Genomic DNA, 18,198 nt, shown 5'->3' on the forward strand with positions numbered 1-18,198 from the left:
GAACATGCCCGGAGCCAGCCCCTCCACCGCCGAACGCGCCGCGCTGCAGGCAGAGATGGATGCCCACGCCGCCACACGCCCGGAGCAGGCCTTTCTCGGTTCCTACCCGGGCGAACGCCAGCGCGACGACGAGCACGCCTGGATCCTCACCTATCTGGACGTTCTGACCCTGGTTATCGTGGTGTTCGTCATCATGCTCACCTTCATGGACCCGCGTGACGATGATCCGAGGGCGGTCTCTGCCAGCCCGATCGCATTAGCCCACCCGGACCGCAGCGCCCTCATCGAACCCCTGGTTCATCCCTCGCTTATGGGCCTGCCCGACCTCGACGAGGGGGCGATCGATGCCCCCTCCGGCCCGGAGGGGGTCACGGAGCAGCCGCCGGAGCGGGAGACCGAGGGCGAGGCCGAGCACCTTCGCGCGCGCGCCCCCGAGGGCGTGGACGTCGTCGAGCAACCTGGACGGATGGAGCTGCGCATCCGCGACGACATCCTGTTCGGGACCGCCGAGGCCGACCTGCGCCCGGATGGCCAGTCGCTGCTCCAGGACCTGCTCCCCATCCTGGAAGATCACCCCGGCACCATCACCGTGGAGGGCCATACGGACAACATCCCCATCGCGACCGAGCGCTTCCCGTCGAACTGGGAGCTATCCTCGATTCGCGCCAGCGGCGTCGTGCGCTACCTGGTGGCCCGCGAGCTGGACGCAGCCCAGCTCCGCGCGGTCGGGCTGGCCGACACTCGTCCGGTTGCCGACAACGCCAACCCGGAAGGCCGCGCCGCCAACCGTCGTGTGTCACTCATGCTGGAGACCGATGCGGTGCCACACACGGATCCCGGCCAGTAGGCTCGGCTCAGGCAACGTTGCTCGACCGCGACGAAAAAGCGGGTCTTCGCCGGTGCGGCGAGCGCGCGACAGGCGGTACGATCCACGCGTGTTTATTAGCCAACGCATGCCGCCGCAGCAGGATGCTGGTACATTGCGATCAGGGATTTTCGTTAGCGGTTTGCGTGTCAGGACAGGGGGATACAAGGATGTCTAGATGGTTCTTGCGAAGTGCGGCTGCGGTTGCGGTTGCGGTTGCGGTTGCGGTTGCGGTTGCGACCGTGATCCTCCTGAGCCTGAACACGGTTGCAACCGCCAAGGAAACATCCGTGATCCTGGAAATGACGTCCGGGGATTCGGCTGAAGCGGCGTACTGGGCGGGCGAACCGGACATGCCCGCGGTCCTGATTCAGCACGGTTTCCTGCAGACCCGTCACTTCCCCACCGTGCGCCGCCTCGCCTTGGCGTTAGCGGACTCGGGGTTCACGGTCCTGACCCCCACACTGACACTGGGGATCGATCGGCGCACGGCGAGCCTGCCATGCGAGGCCGTACATACCCACACCATGGAACACACCCAGGAAGAGATCGCGATCTGGGTCGACTGGCTGCACGCAAAGACCGGCCAGGAACCCGTCGTCATCGGACACAGCGCCGGCAGCATCAACCTTCTCGACTATCTTACGCACTCCCCGGGCAGCCCCGTCGCCCACGCCATCTTCATTAGCGTGACCTATTTCGGGCACGGCGAGGCCGCGTTCGAATCCCCCGAACATGCCGCTCGTGCCCGCGCTGCCCTTGCCCGTGGTAAGGCCGGGCTGGCGGAGTATGCCCTGGGTTTCTGTCGCCAGTACGTCACCACGCCCGCGGCGTACCTGTCCTACTACGACTGGGACAAGCAACGTACCAACCGGGCCTTCCAGTCGTGCGGTGTGTCTTCCACCCTGATCGCGGGCAGCGCCGATGACCGGATCGACCTGGAATGGATCGAGACCCTGCAACGGCATGGCGCAGAGGTCCGCATCGTGGAGGGAGCCAACCACTTCTTCGATCAGTTTCACGAATTCGACCTGCTGGACGAGATCGAGCACGTCCTCCAGGGATACCGCGCGCAATGATTTCCGGCCGAACCCCGTCAATCACGCACTATGCCCTGCTGCTAGCAGCGATCGCCCTGGTCACCCTCGCCAGTTTTGGCCTCTACACCTGGTACAAGGTCGACCAGCTACGCGGCGAGATCCAGGAAAGTGGCCGCGAGGCCGCCCGCCAGGAGCTTGCCGGCACGCTCGAGCACGTCCTCACGCAGGCGGCAGAACAGGCATCCAGGTTCGCCCGCTGGGAGGAAGTGCGCCAGCAACTGGGCACGCCGCACTACTATGCCTACTGGAAGAATCATCGCATGCACCAGGCGGGGATCCTGACCGACAGGATCCTGGACGCCGGGATCTATGATCACCAGGGAATGACCTTGCCCGGTTCGGACAGCGACCACTTGCCCGGGAGACTCGAGCTCCCGCCACCCGCTCCACGGGCGGTACGGGGCGACACCGAGCCCTTCCTGATGGTCATCGAGCCGATTCCCGCGCCGGACGCAGCCCAGTCCCCACCCGGCTTCGTCGGTCTGAAGAGCCGGTTCCTGGATGCCCTCCGCGAGGGCCGTGTCTACCGCCATGTCGATCCCGAATCGATCCGATTCGACCTCGGCGAGCGGAACGTCATCCCCGCGAGGGAGCTTCTGCAGCATGCTCAGTTCGATCTGCGCCCCAATCCCATGGCCGATCAGGTGGAGGACTTGCTGTCGGGCGCGGTGGTCAATCTCGGGGCCATCCTGGGTGTGATCACGCTTGTCCTGTTCTCCACGTTGGCCTATCTGATCGTCCGCCCCCTGCGCGACATCTCCGGCCACGTCGACCGGCTGCGCGAAAGCGCCGGGGGCCTTGTGCTGAAACGCGTCGGCGGGCTGCTGCCCGTCGCGGAGACGGAAAAGATCCGCGAATCGCTGAATTCCTACCAGGCCCGGCTCCAGGACGTCCATTCCAGCCTGAAGGCAAAGAACCGCGAATTCTGGCGCATCGCGCATCACGATGCCCTGACCGGCGTGCGTAACCGCCGGGCCTTCGATGAATACTGGGACACCCTTCCGCGACTGGCCGCCCGCCACAGCTATCCTGTGTGCTTTGCCCTGTTCGACATCAATCACTTCAAGGCCATCAACGACAGCTACGGCCATCAGACGGGCGACGCGGTACTGCAGAGTGTGGCGCGCAGCATCGACGAGGTTTTGCGGGACGGGGAACACCTGTTTCGTATCGGCGGCGATGAATTCGCCGCACTCCTCCTCGACTGCGACGAATCGGGCGCCCAGCGCCTGGGCGAGCGTTGCCAGGAGAGGATCCGGGCCACCGACTTCACCCAGTACGGGGTGCGGGAACCGATCAAGATCAGCATCGGCCTGGCCGTCGCGCCCGGCAACGATGCACCGGCCATGCAGGCCCTGCAGTGGCAGGCCGACGTTGCCATGTACAAGGCCAAGCGCCCCGGATCCTCGCCGGTCGTGCTGTTCACCCCGGAACTGGAGAAGGATACCCAGAGCCTTTATTCGAACTGGATCAACAATGCCGTGTACGAGGCCATCACCCGGGGAACCGGGATCCGAATGGCCTACCAGCCGGTCGTTGCGCTGAACGAACATCATCCCTCGTATGTCGAGGCCCTGCTGCGTATCGAACACCAGGGCGAAGTCATCGGACCCGCGGATATCTTCCCCGTCGTCGAGGCGCGCCGCCTGGAGGTCGACCTGGACCGGGCCGTACTAACCCGCATCCTCGGCGATCTGCGGGCCTCCCTCATCCCGCCTGAGGTCGGTATCTCGATCAATCTGTCGGGCCCCACCATCGTGAATGCCGGGCTTACCCAGTGGCTGGAGGCCTTCGTCCCCTTCCTGCAGGATCGGCCAATCATCCTCGAGGTCACGGAGACCGCCCTGATCACCGAGATCGGACTGGCAACGGAAAATCTCCAGCGACTACGTCAGAAAGGGTTTCTCGTCGCCCTCGACGATTTCGGCAGTGGCTACTCTTCCATCCGCTATCTGGCCTCCATGCCCGTGGATACCGTCAAGTTCGATATCACCCTGATACGCAGCCTGGATGTCCCGGACCAGCACCACATCCTCGAGGGCCTGGTCCAGATGATCCGCGATGTGGGCTACACCACCGTGGCGGAAGGGATCGAGACCGCCGAACAACTCAGCCGGGTACACGCCCTGAAGTTCGATTTCGCACAGGGCTACCATCTCGGGCACCCTGCCCCGGTTTCGCAAGGCCTCCCACGGGTCCTGCAGGCTCATGCAGGCATTTCCCGGATGTGATTGCTCGCGAGCGGTCCTCGTAGCGGAAACTGGATCTCCAGAGAAACCTGCGACTAGCGTTTCCGGGGTGCGGCCGCGTTATAGACCCGCCCCGCTGACATCCTCGGTCAGTCCGTGTCAAAGCGATGCCATTTGACCCGGAGACGGCGTACGCAGAACATATACTCCGTTTTCCACTTATGAGGAGGCCGGTTTGCGCTCTGGACGCGGATCCCTGTTGGGCGACTGGCTCGATACCACCGACCACAAGGACAAGCTGATTGCCCTGATTGGCGGCGTGATCGGCCTCTACCTCTCGCTGGAAGTCGCAGCATCGGTCACCGACAACGGGATCAACGGGCTGATCCTCGCGTCTCTGGGCGCCACGGCCGTGCTGCTCTTCGCTGCGCCCCACGCGGCGATGTCGCAGCCCCGGAACGTGCTCGGTGGCCATGCCGTCGCCGCCATCGTGGGGGTCCTGGTGCGCGACGTTCTGCCCCACCCGTTGCTGGCTGCAGCGGTCGCCGTCGGGCTCGCAATCTGGCTGATGCACTACCTGCGGTGCCTGCATCCCCCCGGCGGCGCCACCGCGCTCTATGCGGTTCTGGGAGGTGAGTCGGTGCACACCCTGGGCCCCTGGTTTCTCCTGCATCCCGTGCTGACCAGCGTGGGCGTCATGCTTGTTGTCGCGGTGATCATCAACTACCCGTTCCCCTGGCGGCGCTATCCGGCCAGCCTGACGCCGACGCCCGAAGCCCCAGAGCAAGGCCCCCTGGCTGCCCTGGAGCGGGCGGGCCTGGGCCAGGACGACCTCGAACACGCCATGCGCGAAATGAACCTGTATCTCGACCTCACCGAAGACGACCTCGCACGCCTGTACCTATTGGCCCGGCGCCATCACCAGCACCCCGACCCCATCACGCCGGACGCGATCCAGCCGGATCACTGTTTCAGCAATGGCGAGAGCGATGCCGACTGGGCCGTGCGGCGCGTATTACGCATCGACGACGGGCAAGTGGCCTACCGCAACCTTGCGGGGCCGGACAACCCAGGCGAGGACCGCGCCACGCTGGAGGAATTCACCGCCTGGGCCCATCACCAGCTCGACCCGAAATCCGCCCCGGGTGACTGAAGCGTTTGGGGCTGCCCCTGCCCGGCGCTTATACTCTCGCGCTAGGGAAACACTGATCAATCTACACGCTCGCGTTGGTACCCCAGGTTTTCCGAGACCAGGCGCGGTCCGCAGCCGGTAGTGGTTCTACCGGCAAGGGCCGCAACGCAGGATCGGGGAACCTGGGGTACCAACCCCACAAGCGATTGAATGCAGGGGCTCGGCCGCTTTTGCGTGGGAACGGCGTTGCGGTTCCCTTGTGCAGAATGACTGCACGGCAGTCACCGCGCCTTGTTCGCACGCAAAAGCGACTCGAGCGCGAGCGTGTACATTGATCAGTGTTTCCCTAGGTCTCCGTAGCTCAGCTGGATAGAGCAGCCCCCTCCTAAGGGGCAGGTCGCAGGTTCGAATCCTGCCGGGGACACCACATTCATGAGGCCGATGCCGATTTTCGATCTGGCGCCGTGCCCGCATCGGTCGTAAGGTAGGCGGATGGCCATGCTGACGACCGAACAGTCCACCCGCATGATCGATCTCCTCGCCCCGCTGATCGGCATTCAGGGCGAGGTGGACGGCTGCATGGTGGAACTGGTCGAGGTCCTGGACGAGGGGCCTCGGGGTTTGCCCGGGGTCGCCTTGATGAGCATGGGCGCCGAGCGCAGCATCCAGGCCAACCAGTACGGCAATCCCCTCTGTCGCCATTCGGAAATTCGCACCCTCTCGTTGCTGTCAGAGGTTGAACGCGACCTGCACCCGGTCCTGCGACAGCTGCTTCCGGAATCCGTCGTGGCCGAACTGCGGGGTTTGCTGACGGAGTGAGAGCCTACCCGGCTCCGTTGCATGGGCGCGATCGGGCTTCGGCCTCCTCCACCATGGGCTCCAGCCGCGACCACACCGCGTCCAGCAGATGGGGTTGAGCGGCCTCGCTGGGGTGGATGCCGTCGTCCATCAACATGCCGTCTTCCAGCAGGATGTCCTCGAGGAAGAATGGCTCGAATGCCAGTCCCCGCTCCTCGGCGAGATCGGCGAAGACGGCCTCGAAACGCTCGGTATAGCGGCGGCCGTAGTTCGGCGGAATGCGTATACCCAGCAACAGGGTGTTGGCATCGACGGCCTCGATCGCATCGACCATGGCCTCCAGGTTTTCGCGCATGGCCTGCGGCGGCAGGCCGCGCAGGCCATCGTTGCCGCCCAGGGCCAGGATGACGACTTCGAACGCTGCGCGTTCCAGCACGTCGGGCAAGCGACTCCGTCCACCGGCAGTGGTATCACCGCTGATGGATACGTTGACCACTTTCCAGTCCTTCTCTCGCTCGGCCAGCCGTTCGCCCAGCAGGGCCGGCCAGCTGGCGGAATCCGGCATGCCGTACGCGGCACTCAGCGAGTCTCCGAATACCAGGACCCGGAGCGGCTCGGCCGAACGATTTTCGTCCGGTAGGGAATTCGCAGCCGCAACAGGACTCCATAGCAACGCGATCAAGCCCATCACGACCAACGGAATACGCAACATGGATGCATCCTCGTCATTTGTACTGGAGGCCCGGGACCTCGAGCAGCGGATCAACGGACCCAGCGGACCGCTGGACATCCTGCGCGGCATCTCACTGGCGGTCCAGGCGGGCGAGACGGTGGCCATTCTCGGCGCATCGGGTTCCGGCAAGTCCACCCTTCTCGGGTTGCTTGCAGGTCTGGACGCCCCGAGTGCGGGAGAAGTTCGGCTGCTCGGGCAAACCATCAGCGAACTGGACGAGGATGGCCGTGCCGCCCTACGCGCCGGCCGGGTCGGGTTTGTGTTCCAGTCCTTCCAGCTCCTGCCGGCACTGACGGCGATGGAAAACACCCTGCTCCCGCTGGAGCTCAACCCGGCCCATGCGCAAGAAAGTCAGGAAACCCTGAACCACTGGGCCTCACAGGCCCTGGAACGCGTGGGTCTGGGCGAACGTTCCGCACACTACCCCCATCAACTCTCCGGTGGCGAGCAACAACGCGTGGCGATTGCCCGCGCCATTGTGGATCACCCGGCGGTGCTGTTCGCCGACGAACCCACCGGGAACCTCGACGGGCGGACGGGGCACCGCATCATCGAGCTGCTGTTCAGCCTCGCGCGCCACCCCGACAGTGATGGGCCGGCAACGGCCCTGGTGCTGGTTACCCACGACCCCGAGCTGGCCGGACAATGTGATCGCATCATCTCGATCCAGGACGGTGTGCTCGAATGATCGCCACCCGGGGAACCGACCGCAGCCATCTACGCGCCCTGCTGCGTGGCACCTGGCGTGAATGGCGCTCGGCCGAGCTGCGCGTCCTCGCCGCCGCCCTGGTCGTCGCCGTCGCAGCCGTCGCGGCGGTGGGCTTCTTCACCGATCGGGTGGATCGAGGCATGGCCCAGCAGGCGACCGCGCTGCTGGGGGGGGACCTGGCCGTCGTCAGCGACAACCCGCTGCCAGAAGGCTGGCCTGCCGAAGCGGCGAGCCACGGGCTGGAAACGGCGCGTACGGCGTCACTCCCCAGCGTCGTCTTTACCGCCGACGACGAGTCGCGACTGGCCGCCCTGCGCGCGGTCGAGGCGGGCTGGCCACTGAAAGGCGAGGCGCGTATCCGTCCTGGCCGCGAGGCGGACGAGCGGATCCGCGACCGCGGTCCGGAACCGGGTACGGCCTGGCTGGAGCCGGCGCTGCTCGAGGCCCTGCGACTGGAGGTCGGCGACCGGGTGGAGGTCGGGGACCTCGATCTGGAGGTCGCCGCGATCATCACGCACGAACCGGATCGCGGCAGCAACCTGCTGGATATCGCGCCGCGACTGATGCTGGCCTTCGATGACCTGGAGGCCAGTGGCCTGATCGGCCCCGGGAGCCGCGTACGCTACGAGTTCTTTGCCGCGGGACCCAGCGCCGGGGTCGCGGAGTTCCGTGACTGGCTGGAGGATGACTTGGAGTCCGGCCAGCGCCTGCTGGGTCTGGAGGACGCCAACCCGGAACTGCGCACCGCGATCGAACGTGCGGAGCGCTTCCTCGGCCTCGCCTCGTTGATGGCGGTGCTGCTGGCCGGAGCCGCGATCGCCGTCGCGGCCCATCACTTCGCCCAGCGCCGCGCCGACCCGGCGGCGGTGATGCGTGCGCTGGGAGCCAGCGGACGCCAGGTCCTGCTCACCTACTTCGGCCGCGTTGTGCTGGTCGCCCTGCTCGCCAGCGGGGTTGGGCTCGCGATCGGCTTCGCGGCCCAGTTTGTCCTCGCGGCGCTGCTGGGCGACTGGCTCGCCGGGGACCTGCCTCCGCCCGGTTCACGCCCGGTCATCGCCGGCCTTGGGGTGGGGCTGATCACGGCCGTGGGCTTTGCCCTGCCCGCTCTGTTGCGGATCGGCCAGGTCTCGCCGCTGAGGGTCCTCCGGCGCGATCTGGGTCTGCCGCCCACCTCGGTCTGGCTGTCCGGTGCACTGGCGCTGCTGGCGTTCGGCGGCCTGCTGTACTGGCAGGCCGCCGATCCCCAACTGGCCGCCTGGGTGCTGGTAGGCACGGCCGTTGCGATCGCGGTGCTGGCCACACTCGGGATGGCGCTGGTGCTGGCCCTGCGGCCCCTGCGCAACCGCGGCGGCATGGCGCTGCGCTTCGGCCTGGCCAACCTGTCCCGTCGGGGTGGCCTGAGTGCCGTGCAGCTCGTGGCCTTCAGCGTGGGCATCGTGGCACTGCTGCTGCTTGCGATTGTCCGGGTAGACCTTCTGGAGGCCTGGGATGCCAGCATCCCCGAGGATGCACCGAACCAGTTCTTCATCAACGTCCAGCCGGGACAGGAGCAGGCCTTTGCCGACCGCGTCGAGGCGGCCGGTCTCGAGCGTCCGCAACTGGACCCGATGATCCGCGGCCGACTGATCGAGATCAACGACGAGCGCGTGCGTCCGGATGATTTCGACGATGATCGCGACCGCAGGCTGGTGGATCGCGAGTTCAACCTGTCCTACGCCGAGTCGCCCCCGGACCATAACCCCATCGTCGAGGGAGACTGGTTTGGCGAGGAGGGGCAGGATCCCGATACCGGATGGTCGGTCGAGGCCGGGCTGATGGAACGCTTCAACCTGGCACTCGGGGACCACCTGACCTTCCGTGTCGGCGGTCAGGCCATTCGCAGCCCGATCACGAGTGTCCGCGAGGTCAACTGGGACAGCTTCCAGGTGAACTTCTTCGTGATCGGTCCGCCGCCATTGCTGGACGAACAGCCCCGGACCTTCATCACCGCCATGCACGTACCCGAGGCGCAGCGCGCCGCCCAGAACCAGTGGCTGCGCGAATTCCCCGCGGTCTCGGCGATCGATGTCAGCGCGATCCTGGCGCAGGTGCGCGACGTCATGGATCAGGCCACCCGGGCGGTGGAGTACGTCTTCCTGTTCACGCTGATTGCGGGTCTGACCGTGCTCTATGCGGCGGTGCAGGCGACGCGCGATGTACGCCGGCGCGAGGCCGCGCTGCTGCGCACCCTGGGCGCACGCCGCGACCGGATCCGCAACGGCTTGCTGGCCGAATTTGGCGCCCTGGGGCTACTGGCCGGGCTGCTGGCGTCCGTCATTGCCACGGCGGTTGGCGCCCTGCTCGCCTGGCAGGTCTTCGGGTTCGACTACAGCGTGAATCCGCTGACCTTCGTCTACGGCATCGGTGGCGGTACGCTGGGGATTGCCCTGGCGGGCTGGCTGGGCACCCGCCGGGTGCTGGATCAGGCGCCCCTGGCGGTCCTGCGCGGACCGGAGTAAGCCGAGGAATCCAGGGAGCGGCCGATTCATTCACCCGTCTGCGTGGGTACCCCACTTTTTCGAGACAAGGCGGTGTCCGCAGCGCCTTGAGCACTCTCCGGTCCCGCCGTCGATCATTGGGACGCAGCGCAGGATCGGAGCAAATGGGGGTTCCCCCTCGTGAGACTCCACACCCGGGGATCCCGTCATTTCCCGTACATGATGTCCACGTCGAGGAATCCGAACAGGACCAGCAGCGCCAGCGCCCAGAGGTAGAACGAGAAGACCTTGAGGTTGGCGCGGTACAGGAAGAACAGGACCATCTTCAACGAGACGATCCCGACCAGGGCGGACACCACGAAGCCCACCGCGAGCGCCGTCCAGTTCAGATTCCCCAGCCCGTCGCCATTGAGCACGTCCAGTGACTGCACGGCGGTGGCGGCGAGGATGGTCGGTATCGCGAGGAAGAAGCTGTACTCCGCCGCCCAGCGCCGCTTGAGACCGGTGAACAGGGCGAAGGTGATGGTCATGCCGCTGCGCGAGAGCCCCGGGATCAGGGCAAAGCCCTGGGCCACGCCGATGATGGTGGCGATCTTCGGACTCAGCTGGCGCAGCCCCAATGGGCGCCGTTGCAGCCGGTCCGTCCACCACAGCAATACCCCGGTCAGGCTCAGCGTGCCCGCGATCAGGGTCGGGTGGGCGAACACCTGCTCGAAGCCCGCCTTCAGGGTAAACCCGACCACCGCGGTGGCGAACACCGAAAGCACCACCAGCAGGCCCAGACGCAGGAACAGCATCTCGCGCCCGGCCGACCCGCGGGCCGATGCCCACTGCAGGCTTTCGCGGGCAATGCCACCGGTCAGCCGCGTAAGGCTCTTGCGGAAGACGACGACGATCGAGACCAGGGTGCCCACGTGCACCACCAGGTCGAACAGGATCATCTCGGGGCTCTCGGGCGCCGGCAGCGGTTCACCCTGACGGATCAGCCAGTGCTGGGTCAGGACCAGGTGAGCGGTCGAACTGACCGGAAGAAACATAAAGATGCCCTGAACGACCCCGAGCAGGGCAGCGACCCAGACTGTCATTGCAGATACCGCTCCATGAACCCGAGGCGGGCCGCAGTATACGGAAAACGCCGGGGAGACGCCGGGACCCCGGTCGCACGCCGAGGCAGGCGTGGATCAGACCCGGAACTGGGTGGTCAGTCCCCGCAGCTGCTCGATCCGCCCTACCAGGGCGTCCGTCTCGCTGGCCGTGGCTTCGGCATTCCCCGCGGTGATCTGGGCTCCCTGGCTGACTTCCGTGAGGGTGCCATCCACCTCGCGCGCGACCTCCGCCTGTTGCGATACCGCCCCGGAGATCTCGTTGTTGAGATGACGGATGCGTTCGACCGCTGAACGGATCGCCTGCAGGGCGTCGCCCGCACCAGCGGCCTGGTCCACTCCGGCCTCGCCCCTCTCGCGGCTGCGCTCCATCGCGCTGGCGGCCGCCCGGGCGCCGGCCTGCAGGCGTTCGATCATGGCCTGGATCTCGGTGGTGGAGTCCTGTGTACGCGTGGCGAGGGTCCGCACTTCGTCCGCTACGACAGCGAATCCCCTTCCCTGCTCCCCCGCCCGCGCGGCCTCAATGGCCGCATTGAGCGCCAGCAGATTGGTCTGCTCGGCAATCCCGCGGATCACGTCAAGCACCGAACCGATGCTGTCCGACTCGGACTGCAGGCGCGCCACCTGCTCGTTTGCGGTGCCAATCTCGCTCGCCAGTTCACGCATCGTGCGCACCGAGGCGTCCACCACATCGGACCCGGTACGCGTCTCGCTCTCGGCCTGATCGGCGGCTTCCGACGCGGTTTGGGCATTGCGCGCGATCTCCTCGGCCGAGGCGGTCATCTGATTCATCGCGGTAGCAACCTGGCCGATCCGGGCTTGTTGCTGCTGCACCTCCTGGTTGGTCTCTTCCGCCACGCGGTGAAGGGTGCCGACGGACTCCCCCAGTTCACGCGCATGTTCCACCATCTCCGAAACCATCCCCTGCAAGCGCTCGATAAAAGCGTTGAACAGACGCGCCAGGCGATCAATCCCGTCATTGCGCGGGGCGTTGATCCGCTGGCTCAGATCGCCCTCGCCCTCCGATACCACGCGAAACTGCGAGGCCAGATGCGCCAGGCGCCGCCGAATCATCAACACGAACAGGAAATACACCACGACAACCACGCCGATCGCGACACCCAGCATCATCGCGTTGACCTGCCAGGCCGCAAGATCCAGCAGACGATTGATCTCGAGCGCCACCTCGGCCTCCAGTGCCGGGGTCGTCTCGTGGCCCTGCATGACCCCCGTCAACGTCGCCTCCATACCCCCCTTGAGCGTTGCGGTGTGCCAGAACACCGCGGCAGCGGCAATCAGAAAGAACACCCCCACAATCGCACTCAGCGCCAGCGAAAACCGTCCGGCGAGTGACAGCCGGCCCAACCCCTTGATCGACTCCATCGAGTTTCCCTGTATTTCGGCTTCAGAAGCCTTGTTATGGTTGGCATGTAACGGCCGGGCTGTGCGGTTTCTGAACCCCGAGCACGCCCCGGCCTTCACTCAGTGGCAACGACCGAACTTGTGACGGATGTCCGGAGCGATTAAGGTTCCGGGACATATGCGCGCATGCATATCCTTCAAAACCGCGAACCGACGATTCCTTCCCTATGCAGCTCACTCGCTATACTGATTTCTCCCTTCGGGTCCTGATGTACCTCACCGTGCAACCGCGCGACCAGCGCGTGACCGTGAGCGATATCTCCGAGCAGTTCACGATCCCGCGCAACCACCTGGTAAAGATCGTTCACCAGCTCGGCCAGAAGGGCTACATCATCACCCGGCGTGGCAAGGGGGGCGGGATCTCGCTTGCCTGCGAGCCGAACGAGATCAACGTAGGCAGTGTCATCCGCGACATGGAGCCGAACCTGAACGTGGTGGACTGCGAGAATCCCGTCTGCCCGATTCTCCCCGGTTGCCAGTTGCGTGGGGTCCTGAACGATGCGCGCGATGCCTTCCTGGACGTCCTCGACCGTTACACCATCGCCGATGTCACCCAGGCGCCGGATTATCTCTACGAACTGCTGAACCCAAGCAAGAGCGCCTGATTCTTCTCATGCGGCCATGGATCGGCTGACGCACCCCCGCCGCCACGCCAACCCGGCCCCGTGCGTGCGCCGCACGCTGGGGGGCGCACTGGTGCTTCTGCTATTCGCAGCCTCCCCGGTCGATGCCCGGGTGGCCTGCCCCTCCCCCGGGGCCGAGGTCGCCCCTCTCGCCGAGCTCCGCGCCGGCACGGTCGCCGAGGGAGATGCCGTCATCGCGGAGGGCATCGTCACGGGCGTGTTTATGGGGCCCGATCAACTCGGCGGGTTCTATCTGCAGCAGGGCGCCGGGCCTGACTCGGCGGGTATGTTTGTGTATGCCCCGCGGCGCGAGCCGGTCTCGACCGGCGAGCATGTGCAAGTACACGGGGTGTTTAGCCGCCACCGCGGACGCCCGCAGATCGCTCGGCTGGACCGCATCCAGGGCTGCGGGCACGGCGAACTTCCGGCACCGCTGGAGGTGCGCCTGCCTGAAGACGCCAGCCGCCTCGGCGAGTACGCCGACCTCCGTGTTCGTTTTGCGCAGCCGCTGGCGGTGACCGCCAACCACGAACTCGCGCGCTATGGCAGCCTGACGCTCTCGGCCGGGGGGCGGCTCATGCACCCCGGCCAGACCGGGGCCGCGGGAACCGCCCGGGACGAGAATCGCCGGATCATCCTGGATGATGGCAGCTATCGCGCGAACCCCGACCCGATCCCCTATCGCGACGATCATGGCACGCGCCGGGTGGGCAGCACGCTGGAGGGCCTGACCGGGATCCTGACCCACGCCTTCGGCGACCATCGCATCCATCCCACCGACCCGCTGGACTGGCTCGGCGGCGAGCGCCCTGATCCGCCGTCGACGCCGGGAACGGACCACCTGCGCATCGCCACCGCCAATCTGGAGAACGACTTCGTGACGCTGGGCGAGCGCGGCGCACAAAACCGGGCGGAACGCGAGCGCCAGACGGCCAAGCTGGATGCCCTGCTGCAAACGCTGGACGCCGACCTGCTGGGCGCGGTCGAACTGGAAAACGCCGCGGCGGCGCGCCGGCAGCTGGTCGAACGACTGAATGCCGTCCCTCCGCCGCGTGGCGACTATGCGGCCATCGCCCACCCGGGGCCGGGCGACGACGCGATCAAGGTGGCCCTGCTCTACCGGCCGGACCGATTGCAACTCGTTGGGGCTGCCACCGATCGCAATGCCGCGCATCATCGTCCGCCATTGCTCGGCTGGTTCCAGCAGCCCGGGAGTGGCAAGCGTTTCGGGGCCGTGGTGGTGCACTTCAAGGCGAAGAGCGGTTGCCCCGACGCGGGCGATATCGACCGCGGCCAGGGTTGCTGGAATGAACGGCGCACGGCCCAGGCCGAACGTCTGGTGACATGGATCCGGGAACAGCAACGCAATGAGTTTGCCAATGTTCCCGTACTGATCCTCGGCGACCTGAACGCCTACGCCGCCGAAGACCCGGTGCGAACGCTGGCCGCGGCCGGCAAGCGGGACCTGGTGCATGACGATCCAGCGTCCGCCCATACCTATGTCTTTCGCGGCCGGGCCGGACAGCTGGATTACCTGCTGGGTCCCGATGCCTTGCGCGACGCCGTGCACGACGGGGCGGCCTGGCCGGTCAATGCAGACGAACCCGGCTTCCTCGGCTTTGACGGTCGCGCGCCCGCCACGGGGCCCTGGCGCGCCTCGGATCACGACCCGGTCTGGGCGGATCTCCGCCTGGATTGAGTGACGGCCCAACCCCGCTCCGGCGGCCTGACGGTCAGTCGCGCGCGGACGCTTCCGCCTCGGCCTCCGGCACGTTGTCGACGATGCGCACGGGTAACGGGCTTCCATCCAGGCCACCCAGCGTGCGCTGCGGGAACGGGATATCAATCCCCGCCTCGTCCAGCGCGGCCTTCACACCCTCGTGCATGGAATTGCGCAGGTCCAGGAACTTCTCCCGCCGCGCCCACACCGAGAGCTGAATCTTCAGCGCGGAATCACCGTACTCGAGGAAGATAAACAGCGGCTTGGGCTCCTCCAGACAGACTGGATTGCGCTCGGCCACGCCCATGAGCACGTCGCGCAACTGCTTGAGATCAGTCCGGTAGCCCACCCCGATTTGCATGTCCAGGCGGCGGATGGGGAAGCGGCTGAGATTGGTCAGTTGCGTCTTCACCAGGGTCTCGTTGGGCACGCGCACCATCAGATTGTCGAAGGTGCGCAGCTTGACCGACAGCGGGTCGATCGACAGCACCTCGCCCGTGGCATCCCCGACCTTGATGACATCCCCCACGGAGAACGGGCGTTCGCCGATCAGGAACAGCCCCGAGATCAGGTTCGAGGCCGAGGTCTGCGATGCAAAGCCAAGCGCGACCGTCAGGATGCCGGCCGCGCCCAACAGCACGGTGAGATCGAACCCCAGCTCGCGCAGCGCCGAGGCCAGCACCAGCAGAACGATCAAGTAAAAGCTGATGCGGCGGGTGAGCATGACCTGTTGCGCGTCGAGCTTGTCCTCCAGCGCGCGCGCCAGACCGCGCGACAGCAGGCGCGCCAACAACAGGCCCACCAGCAGGTAGACCGCGGCGCGGATGGCGGCGAGAAAGGCCTCGCTGGTCACAAAGGTCTGAGCGGTTTGCAGCCATTCATTCATCGCGCCGGAAGCTCCCTACTGAAACAGGGCGGTGAACGCCCTGACCATCAAATGCCGCCCCCCGGCCTGGCGGGGTTCGGCGATGCGCTGGGCCCCGCCGGCCACACCGGGGGGACCGGAGTCGATCTTCATGTCTGCCATGTCGCGATCTTCCTCGCGCTCCATGCGCACTGCCGGGGTCCACAACCGGTGGTGCTCGTCTGCGAATACCGGAAGGCGCGGCACCGGCAGGTTCACGCGTTCCAGGAACAGGGCATCCGAAGCCTTGTTCTCGATGGTCAGCGGCGTGATGACGCGGTGCGGGCGCATGGGCACGTCGGCCAGGTCCAGGCGAGCCTGGGTGCGAGTGGCATAACAGAGCTCCCCGTTCACGGTATTCGGGCCGAACCAGGTGTCGGACGGCGTATAGACCGGAAACTCCTGCACCATGGCCTCGCCCAGGTGCAACTGCACCCAGGCCGGGGAACTCAGATAAAGCGTGACCTGACCACGGGCCGGCACATAGAAGGGGTTTTGCGGCCGGCTGACCATCGGCCGATCCGCCAGGGCCACCCGCAGCTCCGGTACCGAATCCGCCGGGGATCCGGCAAAACGCAGCAGGTCGTTCGCGTCGGCAGGGAACCCATCGGCGCAGGGAACATCGATCGCCAGTGTGGCATCGGCGGGGTCGCGCGGGCGTTCCAGGACCATCTGCCATTCCTGCTCGCCGTGCAGCAGCCAGAGGTCCAGGGGGCCGATGGACCAGCGTCCATGTTGCCCCGATGCAAGTGCCCGGCGCCCCCACCAGGCCGCATCGTCGGTACTCTTGGTTGGATTCTGCGGCATCGTCCGCCCTGTCGTGGTGTTGGCGTCACTGTAAACCAGAACACCCCGTCCGCGGGAGAAGCATCCTCGGGACAATGGCGCCCGCCGGACCGCATTCGCGGACGTCAGAAGAGATCGAGCTGCCCTTCGGACCGCGCCTCCTGCGGGCGCGCGGGCGGGACAAACTGGTTGCAGTCCAGCTCCACGAGACGTCCGGCCAGGCCCGCCCGGCGCCGCGCCAGCCGGAAGCGCTGCCGCAACAGCTCCGCATACGGCCCGGCACCGCGCATCCGGTGACCGAAGGTGGAATCGTAGAGCTTGCCCCCATGCGCCTCGCGCAGGCGCTGCAGTATGTGCTCCGCCTTGAGCGGGTGATGGGTGCGCAACCAGTCCTCGAACAGTGGGGCCACCTCACGCGGGAGCCGGAGCAGTACATAGCCGGCGGCCACTGCGCCCGCCGCCGCCCCGGCATCCAGCAAGACCTCCAGCTCCCCGTCCGTGAGTACGGGGATCAACGGCGCCACCAGCAAGCTGACGGGGACGCCCGCCGCCGTAAGCCGCTCCACGGTCTGCAAGCGCCGTTGCGGGGCCGCCGCGCGCGGCTCCAGATGTCGCGACAGCCCGCGATCCAGGGTCGTCACCGAGATCGCCACCTGCACCAGTCCGCGCTCCGCCATCGGACCCAGCAAATCCAGGTCGCGCTCGACCAGTGCGGACTTGGTGACGATGGCTACGGGATGCCCGGTCTCGGCCAGCACCTCCAGCAGCTCACGCGTGATCCGCCATTCACGTTCGATCGGCTGGTACGCATCGGTGTTGATCCCGAGCGCCAACGGGGTCACCCGGTGGGACGGTCGCGCCAGTTCGCGCCGCAGGCAGTCGGCCGCGCCGACCTTGGCGAACAGCCGGCTCTCGAAGTCGAGCCCCGGCGAAAGGCCCACATAGGCATGGGCCGGCCGCGCAAAGCAGTAGGCACAGCCGTGCTCACAGCCACGATAAGGGTTCAGGGACAGCTCGAATGGCACATCCGGGGACTGATTCCAGGACAGGACGCTGCGCGGGTGCTCGACCGTCACCTCGGTGCGCAGAGGCGCCGGGGCCTCGCCATCACCGACCCACCCGTCGTCGAAGGGTTCGTGCCGGGTCGACTCGAAGCGAGCATGGGGATCGATGGTCGCGCCCCGGCCCTTGGTCGGTCCATGGACCGGCTTCATTGGCTGGGGCCATCCATGCGCTCGCACAGCTGTCGGAAATAGCCGGATTCGGAGAGCATGCCCCGACCCGCATCGCTGCGGTTCAGCCGGTCGAGCAGCAAGCGCAGGCGCTTGGCCGCCTGCTGGCGCGCCGCCTCGTCGTCCGCCGCCTGCAGCAACGCCTCCGTGGAGGCGATCTCGCCCCTCAGTTGCACGGCCTCGGGGACATAGCCGGCGTTCTTCATCACCCGGAAGGCCATGCGCAGCTCTTGCGGCACCGCGCTGTCATCATCCAGTTCCAGGGGTCGACCCGCCCCCGGGAGGTCATCGAACTCCCCGCGGCGCGCCGCATCGGCCAGCCGGGCCTCGATCTGTAACTCGGTCAGCAACATCCCGTAGTCCGTTGTTCATGCGCCGGGCCGCGCCTGTTGAGCCCCCGACTGA

General features: G+C 66.5%; 16 protein-coding genes and 1 tRNA gene. 10 read left to right on the forward strand and 7 right to left on the reverse strand.

What is annotated here, in order from left to right:
* Nucleotides 1-4 precede the first annotated feature (4 nt).
* The 6 genes from TVD_RS06875 to TVD_RS06900 all read left to right on the forward strand — a co-directional run bounded on the left by TVD_RS06875 (nt 5) and on the right by TVD_RS06900 (nt 6,105).
* Complete coding sequence (locus TVD_RS06875) at nt 5-847, forward strand: OmpA/MotB family protein (RefSeq protein ID WP_047251175.1); 843 nt, start codon at nt 5-7, stop codon at nt 845-847.
* A gap of 188 nt (nt 848-1,035) precedes the next feature.
* Nucleotides 1,036-1,944, forward strand: coding sequence for an alpha/beta hydrolase (locus TVD_RS06880; RefSeq protein ID WP_240472248.1), 909 nt, complete (start codon nt 1,036-1,038; stop codon nt 1,942-1,944).
* Complete coding sequence (locus tag TVD_RS06885) at nt 1,941-4,196, forward strand: putative bifunctional diguanylate cyclase/phosphodiesterase (protein ID WP_047251176.1); 2,256 nt, start codon at nt 1,941-1,943, stop codon at nt 4,194-4,196. Before TVD_RS06880 ends, TVD_RS06885 begins: the two co-directional genes overlap by 4 nt.
* 193 nt (nt 4,197-4,389) lie before the next feature.
* Entirely contained in the window at nt 4,390-5,307 is a 918-nt protein-coding gene (locus TVD_RS06890; RefSeq protein WP_047251177.1) for an HPP family protein, read from the forward strand.
* Nucleotides 5,308-5,636: 329 nt separating this feature from the next.
* A tRNA-Arg gene (locus TVD_RS06895) sits at nt 5,637-5,713 on the forward strand.
* Between the two features lie 65 nt (nt 5,714-5,778).
* Nucleotides 5,779-6,105: a hypothetical protein gene (locus TVD_RS06900; protein WP_018145644.1), complete on the forward strand. Its 327-nt coding sequence runs from the start codon at nt 5,779-5,781 to the stop codon at nt 6,103-6,105.
* 4 nt (nt 6,106-6,109) lie between these two features.
* Here TVD_RS06900 and TVD_RS06905 read toward each other — a convergent pair whose 3' ends face one another.
* Nucleotides 6,110-6,796 carry an arylesterase gene (locus tag TVD_RS06905; protein WP_047251178.1) on the reverse strand — a complete coding sequence of 229 codons (687 nt, stop codon included), beginning with the start codon at nt 6,794-6,796 and terminating at the stop codon, nt 6,110-6,112.
* Here TVD_RS06905 and TVD_RS06910 point away from each other — a divergent pair.
* Together TVD_RS06910 and TVD_RS06915 are read left to right on the forward strand one after the other, a co-directional pair.
* Nucleotides 6,795-7,505 (forward strand): ABC transporter ATP-binding protein, encoded by a 711-nt coding sequence (locus TVD_RS06910; RefSeq protein WP_018169811.1) that lies wholly within the window; start codon nt 6,795-6,797, stop codon nt 7,503-7,505. The genes TVD_RS06905 and TVD_RS06910 overlap by 2 nt on opposite strands.
* Nucleotides 7,502-10,024 carry an ABC transporter permease gene (locus TVD_RS06915; RefSeq protein ID WP_047251179.1) on the forward strand — a complete coding sequence of 841 codons (2,523 nt, stop codon included), beginning with the start codon at nt 7,502-7,504 and terminating at the stop codon, nt 10,022-10,024. Before TVD_RS06910 ends, TVD_RS06915 begins: the two co-directional genes overlap by 4 nt.
* A gap of 185 nt (nt 10,025-10,209) precedes the next feature.
* On the opposite strand, the gene TVD_RS06920 is transcribed toward TVD_RS06915, so the two are convergent.
* Nucleotides 10,210-11,088, reverse strand: a complete 879-nt coding sequence (locus tag TVD_RS06920; RefSeq protein ID WP_018951475.1) for an undecaprenyl-diphosphate phosphatase — start codon at nt 11,086-11,088, stop codon at nt 10,210-10,212.
* A 96-nt stretch (nt 11,089-11,184) separates the two neighbouring features.
* Nucleotides 11,185-12,489 carry a methyl-accepting chemotaxis protein gene (locus tag TVD_RS06925; protein ID WP_047251180.1) on the reverse strand — a complete coding sequence of 435 codons (1,305 nt, stop codon included), beginning with the start codon at nt 12,487-12,489 and terminating at the stop codon, nt 11,185-11,187.
* A 206-nt stretch (nt 12,490-12,695) separates the two neighbouring features.
* On the opposite strand from TVD_RS06925, the gene TVD_RS06930 reads away from it, so the two are divergent.
* On the forward strand, nt 12,696-13,133 hold the full coding sequence (locus TVD_RS06930; protein WP_018145638.1) for an Rrf2 family transcriptional regulator: 438 nt from the start codon (nt 12,696-12,698) through the stop codon (nt 13,131-13,133).
* 16 nt (nt 13,134-13,149) lie between these two features.
* Nucleotides 13,150-14,850: an ExeM/NucH family extracellular endonuclease gene (locus TVD_RS06935; RefSeq protein ID WP_047251181.1), complete on the forward strand. Its 1,701-nt coding sequence runs from the start codon at nt 13,150-13,152 to the stop codon at nt 14,848-14,850.
* Nucleotides 14,851-14,884: 34 nt separating this feature from the next.
* Here TVD_RS06935 and TVD_RS06940 read toward each other — a convergent pair whose 3' ends face one another.
* From TVD_RS06940 to TVD_RS06955, 4 genes are all read right to left on the reverse strand, one after another.
* Nucleotides 14,885-15,757: a mechanosensitive ion channel family protein gene (locus tag TVD_RS06940; protein WP_018145636.1), complete on the reverse strand. Its 873-nt coding sequence runs from the start codon at nt 15,755-15,757 to the stop codon at nt 14,885-14,887.
* 15 nt (nt 15,758-15,772) lie between these two features.
* Complete coding sequence (locus TVD_RS06945) at nt 15,773-16,582, reverse strand: hypothetical protein (protein WP_047251182.1); 810 nt, start codon at nt 16,580-16,582, stop codon at nt 15,773-15,775.
* 104 nt (nt 16,583-16,686) lie between these two features.
* On the reverse strand, nt 16,687-17,775 hold the full coding sequence (locus TVD_RS06950) for a PA0069 family radical SAM protein (protein WP_047251183.1): 1,089 nt from the start codon (nt 17,773-17,775) through the stop codon (nt 16,687-16,689).
* On the reverse strand, nt 17,772-18,146 hold the full coding sequence (locus tag TVD_RS06955) for a DnaJ family domain-containing protein (protein WP_018937544.1): 375 nt from the start codon (nt 18,144-18,146) through the stop codon (nt 17,772-17,774). Before TVD_RS06955 ends, TVD_RS06950 begins: the two co-directional genes overlap by 4 nt.
* Nucleotides 18,147-18,198 lie beyond the last annotated feature (52 nt).

It is taken from the genome of Thioalkalivibrio versutus (genome assembly GCF_001020955.1).
GTDB classification, from domain to species: domain Bacteria; phylum Pseudomonadota; class Gammaproteobacteria; order Ectothiorhodospirales; family Ectothiorhodospiraceae; genus Thioalkalivibrio; species Thioalkalivibrio versutus.